Origin of the sequence: Acinetobacter sp. YZS-X1-1 (assembly GCF_000804305.1) — a bacterium.
In the GTDB taxonomy this organism is placed as follows: Bacteria; Pseudomonadota; Gammaproteobacteria; order Pseudomonadales; family Moraxellaceae; genus Acinetobacter; species Acinetobacter variabilis.
On sequence record NZ_JWHB01000006.1, the window covers coordinates 23,302 to 38,068 of the forward strand.

11 protein-coding genes are annotated in these 14,767 nt (G+C 42.6%); all 11 read right to left on the reverse strand.

Annotation, left to right across the window (positions count from 1 at the left end; translation table 11 throughout):
• Nucleotides 1–27: 27 nt before the first annotated feature.
• Entirely contained in the window at nucleotides 28–3,600 is a 3,573-nt protein-coding gene (gene dnaE, locus RJ01_RS05490) for a DNA polymerase III subunit alpha (RefSeq protein ID WP_034170303.1), read from the reverse strand.
• 646 nt (nucleotides 3,601–4,246) lie between these two features.
• A complete protein-coding gene (locus tag RJ01_RS05495; protein WP_034170304.1) occupies nucleotides 4,247–4,942 on the reverse strand; it encodes a methionine ABC transporter permease in 696 nt (231 codons plus the stop codon).
• The gene (locus RJ01_RS05500) at nucleotides 4,939–5,964 is read right to left on the reverse strand and encodes a methionine ABC transporter ATP-binding protein (RefSeq protein WP_034170305.1); all 1,026 of its coding nucleotides are present in this window, start codon (nucleotides 5,962–5,964) and stop codon (nucleotides 4,939–4,941) included. Before RJ01_RS05500 ends, RJ01_RS05495 begins: the two co-directional genes overlap by 4 nt.
• 72 nt (nucleotides 5,965–6,036) lie before the next feature.
• Nucleotides 6,037–6,912: a MetQ/NlpA family ABC transporter substrate-binding protein gene (locus tag RJ01_RS05505; protein WP_034170306.1), complete on the reverse strand. Its 876-nt coding sequence runs from the start codon at nucleotides 6,910–6,912 to the stop codon at nucleotides 6,037–6,039.
• A gap of 539 nt (nucleotides 6,913–7,451) precedes the next feature.
• Nucleotides 7,452–7,970: a GNAT family N-acetyltransferase gene (locus RJ01_RS05510; RefSeq protein ID WP_081402646.1), complete on the reverse strand. Its 519-nt coding sequence runs from the start codon at nucleotides 7,968–7,970 to the stop codon at nucleotides 7,452–7,454.
• A gap of 148 nt (nucleotides 7,971–8,118) precedes the next feature.
• Nucleotides 8,119–9,402, reverse strand: a complete 1,284-nt coding sequence (gene purD / locus RJ01_RS05515) for a phosphoribosylamine--glycine ligase (RefSeq protein WP_034170307.1) — start codon at nucleotides 9,400–9,402, stop codon at nucleotides 8,119–8,121.
• A 150-nt stretch (nucleotides 9,403–9,552) separates the two neighbouring features.
• Nucleotides 9,553–11,127: a bifunctional phosphoribosylaminoimidazolecarboxamide formyltransferase/IMP cyclohydrolase gene (purH, locus tag RJ01_RS05520; RefSeq protein ID WP_005235255.1), complete on the reverse strand. Its 1,575-nt coding sequence runs from the start codon at nucleotides 11,125–11,127 to the stop codon at nucleotides 9,553–9,555.
• Nucleotides 11,128–11,222: 95 nt separating this feature from the next.
• A complete protein-coding gene (gene fis, locus RJ01_RS05525) occupies nucleotides 11,223–11,492 on the reverse strand; it encodes a DNA-binding transcriptional regulator Fis (RefSeq protein WP_001086304.1) in 270 nt (89 codons plus the stop codon).
• 401 nt (nucleotides 11,493–11,893) lie between these two features.
• Nucleotides 11,894–12,754: a DUF3426 domain-containing protein gene (locus RJ01_RS05530; RefSeq protein WP_005235262.1), complete on the reverse strand. Its 861-nt coding sequence runs from the start codon at nucleotides 12,752–12,754 to the stop codon at nucleotides 11,894–11,896.
• Nucleotides 12,755–12,772: 18 nt separating this feature from the next.
• Nucleotides 12,773–13,678, reverse strand: coding sequence for a 50S ribosomal protein L11 methyltransferase (gene prmA / locus RJ01_RS05535; RefSeq protein WP_034170373.1), 906 nt, complete (start codon nucleotides 13,676–13,678; stop codon nucleotides 12,773–12,775).
• Nucleotides 13,679–13,801: 123 nt separating this feature from the next.
• Nucleotides 13,802–14,701, reverse strand: coding sequence for a bile acid:sodium symporter family protein (locus RJ01_RS05540; RefSeq protein WP_034170308.1), 900 nt, complete (start codon nucleotides 14,699–14,701; stop codon nucleotides 13,802–13,804).
• Between the last annotated feature and the right edge of the window lie 66 nt (nucleotides 14,702–14,767).

The following is a 14,767-nucleotide window of genomic DNA, read 5'->3' on the forward strand; positions in this document are numbered from 1 at the left end:
CCAGTTTGGATATATTAGAATGGGAGATTATGAATACTGCGGCTGAGATTCAGCTTCATATTGTGCCAAGGCATCGTCCATGCTCATGTCAGCAGGCGGAGGCGGAACCTCAACTGGCTTAGCTTCTTCATAAGATACGGCACGTGCAGCTTTAGACTTCACCTGATACTCGATATAGAGCGCAGTCTTGCCAAAATAGTCACGCAGCTTGGCGAGAAGATCATCCAGTGGTGCAACTTTCCAGCTTAAGCCCAGATGCAGTTCAGCCGTGGCATAGCCATAATCCAGATACAGAATCACTGGAATATGCGTGCTCATATCCACATTGGTATATGGCATCAGAATTTGCTGCAAGTCACGGCTGAGGGTTTTGCTGTAATGTTCAGCTTGCAAGGTAATCTTGATGCTGTTAGCACGTTTCTGACGGATTTCATTCAGGCTAAAGGCTTTGGTCAAACGACCGAGTGGGCGATCAAAACCTTCACGCTCGTAAATTTCACCTTCAATCACCACGACTTTATCAACCTGAACGATGTCTTTAAAGCGCTGGAAGCGTTCATGGTTGGTGGAGATTTCGATACGTGCCGTACCATCATCTAATGTCACCATCATCCGGTTCGGGAAGTTAGCGACATCGACTACCAAACCAGCAAACACAGTCGTTATACCACGACGGGTCGGGGTTAATTCATTGATCTGACAAGGTACAAAGGCTTTTAGCTCATTACGATATACATCAATTGGGTGACCCGTTAGATATAGGCCGAGTGTATCTTTTTCACCTTTGAGACGGACTTCATCAGACCAAGGTTTCACCGGTTTGGCCGGTTTACGCTGAACTTCTTCAACTTCACCAAATAGATCCATGATCCCGGTTTCACGGTTCTGACGGGCCTGATCTGCAGCCTGTACTGCTTCAGGAAGCTGTGCCATTAAATTAGCGCGTTCAATGCCCAAGCAATCCAGTGCACCAGCACGGATCAAGGCTTCGAGCGTACGTTTATTGATTTTTTTCAGGTCGATACGGTGACAGAAGTCAAACAGGTCTTTATAAGGACCTTCTTTCTGACGTGATTCAATCACGGACTGCATTGCCGCTTCACCCACGCCTTTAATCGCACCTAAACCATACACAATAGTTTTTGGATCACTGGCATGGAACTGGTAAATCGACATATTCACCGATGGTGGTAATACTTCCAGTCCGTTATGACGGCAATCATCAATCAGGAACACCACGTTATCAGTGTTCTGCATTTCCGAGGTCATCACCGCTGACATGAATTCAGCAGGATAATGCGCTTTCAACCAAGCTGTTTGATAAGCTACCAGGGCATAGGCGGCGGCATGCGATTTGTTAAAGCCGTAGCCTGCGAATTTTTCCATATAGTCGAAGATATGGTTGGCGGTGGCTTCATCGATATCTTTTTTCGCAGCACCTTCAATGAAGATCTTACGCTGCTTGACCATTTCCTCAGGTTTTTTCTTACCCATCGCACGACGAAGTAAGTCCGCACCACCCAAGCTATAGCCGGCACAGAACTGTGCAGACTGCATTACCTGTTCTTGGTATACCATGATCCCGTAAGTTGGCTCTAACACCTTTTCCAGCAAGGGATGCAGGTATTCGAATTCACCACCGTGCATACGATGGATAAAGTCAGGAATCAGGTCCATTGGACCTGGACGGTATAGCGATACGAAGGCAATAATTTCTTCGAACTTGCTTGGACGCGCTTCCTTGAGCATCTTCTTCATGCCGACGGATTCAAACTGGAATACTGCAGTGGTATTCGCCGTCGCAAAGATGTTATAGGCAGGCTTGTCATCCAGCGGAATATAGGAAATATTCACCGGTTCAGTGACGTCTGGGCGTGCATTGATGTGCTTGATGGCATCTTCAATAACGGTCAGGTTACGTAGGCCCAAGAAGTCGAACTTGACCAGGCCGGCAGCTTCGACATCGTCTTTATCGAACTGGGCAACACGTCCAGTACCATCGGCATCACACATCACGGCTGAATAGTCGGTTAGCTTGGTCGGTGCAATCACTACACCACCGGCGTGTTTACCGGTGTTACGGGTAATGCCTTCAAGCTTGAGTGCCATTTCCCAGATTTCTGAGGCATCGTCATAATCGGGATTCGATGGATTGGTGACGATATCTTTCAGTTGGGGTTCAGCTTCCAATGATTCTTCAAGGCTTAAACCCAGAGGCTTGGTTGGAATCAGTTTGGAAATACGATCAGCCAGACCATAAGATTTACCGAGGACACGTGCTACGTCACGAATCGCACCTTTAGCCGCCATAGTACCGAAGGTGGCAATCTGCGACACCGCATCACGACCATAAGTCCGTGCTACATAGTCAATCACGCGGTCACGACCAGCAATACAGAAGTCGACGTCAAAGTCGGGCATTGACACACGTTCCGGGTTCAAGAAACGTTCGAACAGCAGGTCATAGCGCAGCGGGTCAAGGTCGGTAATTTTTAAACTATAGGCTACGAGGGAACCCGCACCTGAACCACGGCCCGGACCTACCGGTACACCATTTCCTTTGGACCATTGAATGAAGTCCATGACGATCAGGAAGTAACCCGGGAAACCCATGTCCAGAATAATTTTGATTTCAAACGCCAGACGTTCATCATAAGGCTGACGGATGATAGGCCAATCTTCTTCACGTTTTTCTGGTGGATACAGGAAGTTCAGGCGTTCTTCTAAACCTTCTTCACATAAATGTGCAAAGTAGGTATCAATGGTATGACCTTCAGGAATTGGATAATCTGGTAAGTCATTAAAGCCTAGACGCAAGGTGACATTACAACGTCTTGCGATATGGAAGGTATTTTCAATCGCTGTTGGAATATCCGAGAACAGCTCCGCCATTTCTGCTGAGCTTTTAAAATACTGCTCAGGGCTATAGGTTTTCGGGCGACGATTATCACCGAGTACATAACCATCTGCAATACAGACGCGCGCTTCATGTGCTTCAAAGTCTTCGCGTGCAATAAAATGCACATCATTATGTGCAACTACACCAATATTATATTTCTTTGCGAGCTTTACCGCTTCTTCAATGAAAGTATCTTCATTAGCACGGCCAGTGCGGGTGAGGGCGAGATAAACACGATTTCCAAATTTCTCTACCCATTCTTGCAGTAGCGGTTCAGCTTTATCGGGATTTGAAGTAATCAGCATTTTGCCGACATCGGACTGCATACCGAGCAATACGATCATGTCATCGTGCTGATTCAAGATCCAATCTTTTTGTACGCAAGGAATATCCAGTTGCTGGCCGCTGATATAACCTTCAGACACCAGTTCGGTCAGGTTGCGCCAGCCTTTGTTGGTCATGGAAAGCAGGGTAACCCGATGCTCAGCATCATTCAGACGAATTTCAGAGCCAAGAATCGGTTTGATGCCTTTATCCAAACATTTTTTATAGAATTTGACCGCGGCATGTAAGTTGGATAAATCAGTCAGCGCGAGTGCTGGCATCTCGTCATTCGCAGCAGCTTTGACCAAGTCAGGTATACGTACGATGGATTCAGTAATAGAAAATTCTGTATGAATACCAAGATGAACAAAGTGCATAAATGAGTCCCTGCAAAAACCACTCGATAGTTTAGCACGGGATTTATTATTTCAGTTTGAAATTGAGGGGAAATGGCTAACTTTTAGGTCTTAATTTAAAGTGGGCTTTGGAGTGATTATTCTACTTAAACAAGGATAATTTCCCTGAAATTAAATCTATAGCCCAGCGACATGGATGTCGCTAGTTGATCTGTGGCACAAGGAAGTGCCATCAGATCAACAAAGGGGTTTTGTTACTTTTGCCCCGTCAAAAGTAAGAGGAAACTTTTAAAGGTGAGGTTGGTTATCTTAAGATCAAAAGCAAAATAATATTTAGTAATAATTTTAATAGACAGCTCATAAGTTCAGAAGAATTGAAATTTCAAAAATAAATGATTTCTATAATTCATGAGCGAGTACACTAAATCTCTTACTTTACTTTTGAAAGATGAGCAGCACTGCTGTGAAAGGTAACAAAAATCTTCTGTTAGCTTGTTGATATGTCCTGAGTAAGCTTTAAGCACTGCTTTAAAGTGAACGTAAGATAAGCCAACGGGCGACATCCATATCGCCAACCTCGATAGTTAATAGGTTAATTAGGGTGTTATAGATTTTATACAAGAATAAAACCCTCAAAAAGAGGGCTTTATTTACTTAGGAATTTAGCTTAACGAAGTCGAGATAACCAGTCACCGACACTTTGTACAATCTGCACCAGAATCAACAAGACAATTACAGTCATGATCACGACAGAGGTATCAAAACGCTGATAACCATAAGAGATCGCTAAGTCACCAATACCACCAGCACCAACTGCTCCAGCCATCGCCGTTGCACCAATCAGACTGATGGTTGCAGTAGTCAGGTTAAGAATGAGTGAGCTACGCGCTTCCGGCAGAATAAACTTAAAGATAATCTGCATTGGTGTTGCACCCATCGCCTGAGCAGATTCGATAATGCCTTCATTCACTTCCAGCAGAGAGGTTTCTACCAGACGGCCGATATAAGGACCGACATAAATAGTTAGAGGTACAATCGCTGCCCAAGTACCAATTGATGTTCCGACCAAAAACTTGGTTAGTGGAATCACCGCAATTAGCAAAATAATAAATGGCAGGGAACGCAGTGCATTCACAATCGGGTTTAGAGCATGGTAAATCACACGGTTTGGCAGAATCCCGTTTGGACGAGTGACGAGTAAAATGATCGCCTGAATGAAGCCCCAGATACAGCCAAACAACATCGCAAAGAACACCATATGGAAGGTTTCTTGCAGTGCTGTAACAAACTGATCCATCGACAGCGAGCTTTTCCAGAATGGCGCAGTAATAGTGGTCAACCAATGTACAATTAAGTCTCTCATTCTTGTACTCCTGCTTGATCTACTTGTACGCCGTTATCTCTCAGATATTGCATTGCAGCTGTGATTTGTGCAGGATCGCCTAAAAGTTGGATAAACATCTGGCCAATCACCGACCCATTAATTTCCGTCATATTGGCGAACAGGATATTCAAGCTGATATCAAACTGTTTGATCACACCTTGAATTACGGTTTCCTGCGCAGAACTGCCCAGGAATTTTAAACAATAAATACTGTGATGATTTTGGTTTTCCAGATTCGCTAGAATATTCACTGGCAAATTCTGCTGTAATACAGTCTGGATGAAATTCTTGGTGGTTGGATGTTGCGGTTGACTAAAGATCTGTAAGGTAGAACCCGTCTCAATCACATCACCTTTTTCCATGACTGCAACATAATCACACACAGTTTCGATCACATCCATTTCATGGGTGACCATAACAATGGTAATGCCTTGTTCCTGATTAATCCGTTTGAGTAGTTGCAGTACAGATTTAGTCGTTTGCGGATCGAGAGCAGAAGTTGCTTCATCACACAGCAAAATTTTTGGATGATTCGCTAGGGCACGCGCAATACCGACACGCTGCTTCTGACCACCTGACAATTCATCCGGGAAAGCATGTCGCTTATGTTTTAGATCAATAAAATCCAGCAGTTCTTCGAGACGTTTTTCCCGTTCAGCTTTACTCCAGCCAAGCAATTTCATTGGCATTTCAATATTGGCAGCCACCGTTTTGGTCTGCATCAGGTTGAAGTGCTGGAAAATCATGCCGATCTGGGTACGTTCCTGACGCAATGATTTGGCATCCAAAGCAGTAAAGTCTGTGCCATTGATAATCACCTGACCAGAAGTAGGGCGTTCAAGCAGATTAATCAGGCGGATCAGGGTACTTTTACCGGCACCACTATAGCCAATAATGCCAAAGATACTGCCGGTCGGAATCTGTAAATTAATCCGATTCAAGGCACGTAAGGTTTGACCCTTGAGCTCATACTGTTTGGAGATGTCTTTAAATTCAATCATAGTGTCAAATACTGCATCACGAATAAAAAAACAGGCAAGAAATCTTGCCTGTTCTGAATATTGATTATTGTATTACTTTTCTTCGGTTAAATAAGTCACTGGTTTATTGACAGCAACTTTAGTACCACCGAAGTGTTCATCAACATAGGCTTTCACAGCAGGAGTATGATACAACTGGCCAACTTTTTGAAGTACAGGATCATTTTGACGGTCAGCAGCCACAGCTAAAACATTAACATTCATTTTAGTGCTTTGATCAATCGCTTCGTAGTAGATCGCATCTTTCAATACGTTCAGACCACCTTCCATTGCCAAAGTATTACCTAGAACAATCGCATCAACTTCATCTTTCACACGAACTGCAGTCGCCATTTGAATTGGCTTAATCACAATCTTTTTCGCATTTTCAGTAATGTCAGCAGGCGTGCCTTTTACCAGGTCAAAGTTTGGTTTAAGTTTTACCAGACCAGCAGATTGTAATAATAACAATGCGCGTGATTCATTCGCGCCGTCGTTTGGAATTGCAATCGTCGCACCTGTTTTAAATTCTTCTACTTTTTTTACTTTGCTTGAGTAGATCCCCATTGGCTCAAGATAAGTCGTAGAAAGCGGAGCGATCTTTTGAGTATTGGCGTCGTTATAAGCAACCATATAGGCATAAGACTGGAATGCGTTGACATCAATTTCTTTGTTGGCAACAGCAGTATTCATCGCCACATAGTCAGTGAAGTTTTTCACATCAAGTTTGATGCCGGCTTGTTTAGTTTCAGGCAAAGTTGAAATGTAGCGCCATACGTCAGCATCTGAACCAGTCGATGCCATAGTAACAGTTTGCAGTTCACCTGAGTCTTTGTTTTGTGCTGCATCCGTTGCAGGCGCTTCTTGTTTTCCGCATGCAGTTAAAGTCAGTACAGATGCACTGAGTAAAACGCCAAGTAGCTTTTTCATAAAGATGTCCTAATTTTCGTGTTGCCTAAAGTATATGCATTTTAAGGTCATGTTAAAGTGGAGTTTTATTACACTTTCAGCTGACCTTAGATCGAGTCGCATGTGGCTCCGGCAGGGAAAATGCAAATGTACTGCAACAGTTCACGTTAATTCGATCGGGTCAGAGTTCACCAAACCACTATAGAGATTCCCTATTTGGAGAGAGTAAATAGAGGTTTTATAAAAGATATAGTCAAATTTGGTGCTCTGAATGGGCGCAATCATAGCAATTATTATTTATTCAATATAGTGGATAAAAACTATTTACTTATCTTTTTAATAGAATATAAATTGAATGAAAATGATCAAAATATTAATGAATACAATATATTATTTTTATTGAAGATAAGCCAAAATTTCTGATCGCTTAAATATTGATCTTTATAAGATTTTATCCAATAGAAATCATAAAAATGAATAAACATGGGTAAATCTACTAGCTCATTGAGCTACTGAAAAATCTTTTTTAATGAATGGTTAAGGAGGGTTTAAGTCAACCCTTATTTACTTGAATAATTGCTTTGATTAATTTCATACAATACATGCCAACATAAAGGATGATCCTTAGGCAAGCGTGGATGCTGAAATTCTTGAGTCTTTACCATGCCTATCTTTTTCATCACCGCTTCGGATGGTGTATTGACTGTGACAGTGAAAGATACAACTTTATTCAAACCTAAAGTATTGAATGCGTAATCCAATACTGCGCGAGCACCTTCAGTGGCATAACCTCGATGCCAATATTTTTTGGCAAGACGCCAGCCAATTTCAACACAGGGTGTAAACTCAAACAGATCAGGCTGCGGTTGCAGGCCAATAAAGCCAATAAATTCTTTAGGCTCTTTTAGCTCAACTGCCCATAAACCCCAACCATACTGATCAATCTGTTTAGTTACTTTTTCAATAAATTGTAGACTTTGTTCAGGTGTCAGTAGGCTGGGAAAATAACGCATAACTTCAGGATTTTGCCCCATAGCAATAAAAGCTGGATAGTCCGATGCTTGCCAAGGTCGAAGGATGAGGCGTTATGTTTCTAACATTTCTAAAAATGGAGTTTAGTGATCTAGCTATTTATAAAACTATAAAGCCAAGCATGAGTAAAGTTGAAATTCTTCACTATAAAAAAACCCCGCATTCAGCGGGGTTTTTATTTAATCTAAATATAGATTAAGCATTTTCACGCGCAATTGCACGGTAACCAATATCTTTACGGTATTGAACGCCGTCGAATGTTACTTTTTCACAAAGCTCTAATGCTTTCGCTTGTGCTTCACCAATGGTGTTACCCAAAGCAGTCACACAAAGTACACGACCGCCAGCAGTGACAATATCACCATTTTCATTGGCTTTGGTGCCTGCATGGAATACTTTGGCATCAGTCATTTCAGTATCTAGACCTGAAATCACATCGCCATTGCTAGAAGTTTCAGGGTAGCCTTTAGATGCCAGTACGATACCGACAGTTTTACGCTCATCCCATTCAGCTTCTGCAGGAAGATTGCCTTCAAGACCTGCTTGAACCAAATCTACCAAAGATGATTTTAAGCGCATCATGATCGGTTGAGTTTCAGGATCACCAAAACGACAGTTGAACTCGATTACTTTTGGTTGACCTTTATCGTCAATCATCAGACCTGCATACAAGAAACCTATGTATACTTGACCATCTTTTTTCATGCCTTCAACAGTCGGGCGCATCACTTCATTCATAGTTTTTTCAAATACGCCAGCAGTCACAACAGGAGCAGGAGAGTAAGCACCCATACCGCCAGTATTTGGACCTTGGTCGCCTTCAAAAATACGTTTATGATCTTGAGATGTCGCCATTGGCAGGATGTTGTCACCATCAATCATACAAATGAAAGAGGCTTCTTCACCAGCAAGGAATTCTTCAATGACTACGCGAGAACCGGCATCGCCAAATTTGTTGCCAGCCAGCATGTCATCAATCGCATCAAATGCTTCTTGATTGGTCATGGCAACAATCACGCCTTTACCTGCAGCAAGACCATCAGCCTTGATCACGATTGGTGCACCATTTTTCTCTACAAAGGCTTTCGCTGCATCTACTTCGGTAAATACATCGTAGAAAGCTGTTGGAATGTTATGGCGTTTTAAGAAGTGCTTAGCGAATGCTTTAGAGCCTTCCAGCTGAGCAGCAAATTGAGTTGGACCCCAAATTTTCACGCCTGCTTCGCGGCAAGCATCAACCACACCATTCACAAGCGGTGCTTCAGGACCCACAATAATCATTTCAACTGCATTATTTTTCGCAAAATCAATGATGGCAGGATTGTCGAGAATGTCCAAAGCAACATTTTCACATTTATTTTCAGTTGCGGTGCCTGCATTGCCCGGTGCAACAAATACTTTTGCCACTTGATCGTCTTGTGCGATTTTCCATGCAAGCGCATGTTCACGGCCGCCACTACCTAAAACCAGAATATTCATTTAAAAAATCCCTCAAAATTGAATCCCTCCCAACCTCCCTTTACGAAAGGGAGGGGAATCGCGAAATAAAGACTTCCTCTATATGCGCGAAAAGTCCCCCTTTTTATAAAGGGGGATTTAGGGGGATTAATAAATACAACTTATAATTAATTAGTGGCGGAAATGACGCATGCCAGTGAATACCATTGCAATACCAGCTTCATCCGCTGCAGCAATTGTTTCTTCGTCACGCATTGAACCACCTGGTTGGATAATGCATTTGATGCCGGCTTTAGCCGCGTTGTCGATACCGTCACGGAATGGGAAGAAGGCATCAGATGCCATAACTGCACCTTCAACCACTAAACCAGCGTGTTCAGCTTTGATCGCAGCAATACGAGCTGAGTTTACACGGCTCATTTGACCTGCGCCCACACCAATAGTTTGACGGTTTTTCGCATAAACAATCGCGTTTGATTTCACGTATTTCGCAACTTTCCAAGCAAAGATCATGTCATCGATTTCTTGTTCAGTTGGAGCACGCTTAGTCACTACTTTAAGGTCATCTTTCGTGATCATGCCCAAGTCTTGATCTTGAACCAGTAAACCACCGTTTACACGTTTGTAGTCAAGCTGTGGAGCACGTTCATTAATCGCTGGAAGTTCGCCACATACGAGTACACGTACGTTTTTCTTCGCGTCAGTCACTTCAAGTACGCCGTCAGCGATACTTGGTGCAATGATCACTTCAACGAATTGACGATCCACAATTGCTTGCGCAGTTGCAACGTCTAATTCACGGTTGAACGCAATGATGCCGCCAAATGCAGATTCTGGGTCAGTTGCATAAGCAAGATCATAAGCGGCTTTGATGCCGTCTAGAGATACTGCAACACCACATGGGTTCGCGTGTTTTACGATCACACAAGCAGGTTTCGCGAATGATTTAACGCATTCAAGTGCAGCATCAGTATCCGCGATGTTGTTATATGAGAGTTCTTTACCTTGTAACTGCTTAGCAGTCGCAACAGAAGCTTCTTTCGCAGCAGGGTCAACATAGAACGCAGCAGACTGGTGCGGGTTTTCACCGTAACGTAAGTCTTGAGCTTTGTTTAATTGAGTATTGAAAGTACGCGCAAATTTATCTGCCTGACCTTCTTCTTTACCTACGCGAGCGCCTAGGTAAGATGCGATCATACCGTCATATTGAGCAGTGTGTTCGAATGCTTTAACAGCAAGGTCAAAACGCGTTGCATAAGATAAAGCACCCTCAGCTTTAAGCTCAGCAATCACAGTCGTATAGTCAGCAGCATTTACCACGATACCAACAGATGCGTGGTTTTTCGCAGCAGCACGAACCATTGTTGGACCACCGATGTCGATATTTTCAATCGCATCAGCCAGTGAACAGTTTGGTTTCGCTACAGTTGCAGCAAATGGATATAGGTTAACAACGACAAGATCGATCGCATCGATGTTGTGTTCAGCCATCACAGCTTCGTCTAGACCACGACGAGCCAAAATGCCACCATGAATTTTCGGATGTAGTGTTTTTACACGGCCGTCCATCATCTCTGGGAAACCAGTGTGCTCCGAAACTTCTACTACAGCGACATTATTGTCTTTCAACAATTTGTATGTACCACCTGTAGATAAAATTTCTACCCCAAGAGCAGCAAGGTCTTGTGCAAATTCCACAATACCGGTTTTATCGGAAACAGAGATTAAAGCGCGTTTAATAGTCATGATCTTCGTCACAGTTACCAAGGAACAGATTAAATCTAAATAGCTAATTAACAGTCAAAAAAAAATGCCTGCGGTAGCCGCAAGCATTTTATCATTTATTCACTCATTAAACCGTGAGCTTTTAACTTTTTGCGTAAAGTACCGCGGTTTAGTCCGAGAATCTCGGCAGCGCGTGTCTGATTACCACGCGTATATTCTAGAACGACAGATAATAAAGGCTTCTCCATTTCTGCCAGCACCATGTCGTACACCTGAGAAGGTTGCTCGCCTTGCAGTTGTGCAAAGTAGTGGCGAACTGCGCGATCTACGTGAATACGAAGAGCGACATCAGATTGTGCAGTAAAAATAGGAGATTTGCTATTCATGCGAATTAATCCGAAAAATCAAATATCACTTGGGTAAAGCGATATATAAAAGTGGTCTAGAAATTGAAATGAACTCCATTTTAGATCCTAAAACTGGAGTTCTAAAACTTGGTCATTACATTGAGCTTGTAGCTTGCCACATCTCGACGATTTGGTCGAAAAATAAGCGTAACAATAGTTAAAGTTTTGTTACTGACCAAAATCAAAACAAAAAAATCTGCTAGATACGCAATAAGTTTTAGAGCGCATTAGGCAAGACTGTATTTGTTGTGAAAAAGTAGCGAGGAGTTTGCAGCACATAGCTTTCGTGGCGCGTATAATACCATTGTCTCGGGAAAAGTGAGCAAGAAAACTGCATTTTTTTTAACTTTTTTTTCGTTTTTTAATAGTTTTTATCAATATTAAGGTCGAATTATTTCCAAACTGTAATTATCGAAGTCTTTACGGTCGACAGGAAGCACAAATTCAAATTTAAATGGGCTGTTTTGGGGAATACGTTGAATCTTGACCAAGCTTTCGATCAGGTATTCCTGAGGTTTTAAATTATAAGTCGCCAAGACCACACCCTGATCTTTAAGGTGGACTCTCAAATTTGGCATTTCCAGACTACGCTTATGGAAATTGATCAGTTCACCGCTAAACTGGGTTTTATCTGTAGCAATTGCTTTGGCCTTGACCTTATTGGTATTGATCAGATTGTAATGTTCTTCGAGATTGGAACAGTTGAACACTTCACAGATATTGTTAAAAGCCACACTCATCACATGACTATTCTTAATATAGTGTGGATTAAACCAGAAGAATTGAAATAAAAGTAAGCCAAATAAGAACAGGTTTAGGCTGGTCCAGCCTAAATAATAAAGCGGGCCTTTATTGTGCTGTTTATCAGCCTGATCATCCCAGTTCATGCTAGGGAGGATTGCAATCGGTTCGGTACTGAAATAATTCAGGTTGTTCAGATATGTTTTCAGATCAATATTTGAGTTTTCAACTTTTTCATCAAAGATGTTGAGTAAATAGTGCTGATCTGAAGAATTGGCTGAACAAGTAGATTCGGCGAGGCTTCTATTAATATAAGAAACATGACTTGGCGTATGGGTAAGGGCGACCGAATTCTGTGCTTCGGTCACCAGATGCGATAAAGCATTAAAGGTCGTACTACATTTTGGGCAGCAAACCATGCCTTGGGCAATGGTTAATTGCGCAACCGTAACTTTATAGGTTGTAGAGCAGGTCGGGCAGTGGGTTCGCTTGTCACTCATAAATGTTTTATAGACTCTTTAATTCTTATGGCGTTTCCCCGAAATACGGCACCAGTGTTCATCGCGTTTTTCTACTTCTAATATATCAAAATGTTTTGAGTAAATGCTAGTAACATCAGCAACTTGCTCTTCAATAACACCTGCGAGTGCGAACTCTGCCTCAGGTTTGACCAATTCTGCGAACTCAGGCTCAAGCATCATGAGTGGGCCAGCCAGAATATTAGCAACAAATACATCTGCTTTCTGCTCGCCAAGCTCTGCATTGAACTCCTCTGGTAAACCAACATAAAGTCGATCCAATACACCATTCAGTTCAGCATTCTGTTTGGTGGCCAAAACAGCTTGTGGGTCAATATCAGTTGCATACGCATATTTGGCACCGAGTAACAATGCAGCGACAGCCAGAATACCTGAACCACAGCCATAATCGATCACGATCTTGTCTTTTACATCAGTTTTACCCAACCATTGCAGGCAAAGGAAAGTAGAGGCGTGGTTACCTGTACCAAAAGCTAAACCTGGATCAAGCTTGATATTCACTGCATCTGCTTCAGGCGCTTCCATCCATTCTGGAACAATCCAGAATTTTTCAGAAATCTGGATTGGCTCGTAGGCATCCATCCAGGTGCGTTCCCAAGCTTGATCTTCCAGGAATTCATGGCGGATCGGTGCTTCAGGTAGTTGTGCGCGAATAAAGGTTTCCAAAGCAGCTACATCGATTTCTTCTTCGTCATCTTCTTGAGCATAGATGCCAGTCACGATCACTTTATTCCAGAGCGGTGTTTCACCTGGAAGTGGTTCCAGTAAATCCTGGTTTTCAGCATCATCCAGAGTGACACTTACGGCGCCCAGTGAGCTAAGTAATGTTTCAGTAAAATCTACCTGAGCTTGATCAACTGTAATATGAATTTGTAACCACTTCACAGAAATAACCTTTATACATTTTTTCAAAAAGCTATTGTAACGGAAGTTCAGCTTGAAGGTATGATCTTCTTGAGACGGAGTCAAATAAAAAGGATGCTTACGCACCCTTTTTATGAAAACCGGTTAAAACGCATTTTCTTGAGTGGGAGAAATGTTAGGACGTGCAGTTACTGGAGCAAAGCGATTCAGTAATAATCCAAAAATAGCCGCGAAGATATACATGAAGATGGAATAGACCGCAGCAGGCATGGCAACCACAGTGCTGGACATGACAGTAAGTGCAATAGTCATGGCGAGTGTGCTGTTATGAATACCGATCTCGAAGGCGCTGGCACGTGCCTGAGCAGAATTGATGTTCATTAGTCGTGGAACAAAATAGCCAATCATTAAGCTGAAGAGACAGAACAGGGCGGTTGCTAAACCCACCTGAGTCAGATATTCGGCAATATTGGCGCGTTCACTATAAATTGCTCCGGCAATAATTAGCACCAGAAAGAGGACTGCAAAAATGCGAAGAGGCTTATTCAGCTTTACAGTGAGTGCTGGGGCATAATGACGAATCAACATACCAATCGCGACCGGTATAATAATGATACCAAACACTTGCAGGATCTTTCCGAACTGCAAGCTGATCTGCTGACTGTCCTGCATAAAATGCATGATCGAGAAATTCATGATTAAAGGTAAGGTAAATGCAGCAACCACCGAATTGATCGCAGTCAAGGTAATATTAAGCGCCAAATCACCTTTAAATAGATAGCTGAACAGATTTGCGGTGCTACCACCTGGCGATGCGGCTAGCAACATCAGACCAACAGCGAGTAAAGGTGGTAAAGCCAGAACTTTACATAGAATGAAAGCGATGCTTACCAGCAGAATTAATTGACAAAACAAGGCAACCAGCACTGCTTTAGGGTGCTGACTCACCCGCGCAAAATCTTTGAGTGTGAGTTCGAGTCCTAATCCCACCATGATGATGGCGAGTGCGAGGGGGAGGAATATTGTTATGATCCCAGAGTCCATCTGCATGCTCCTTATAGAAATTTATTTTAATAGTTTTAAATTTTCTATAAAAAGCATACAGCTTAA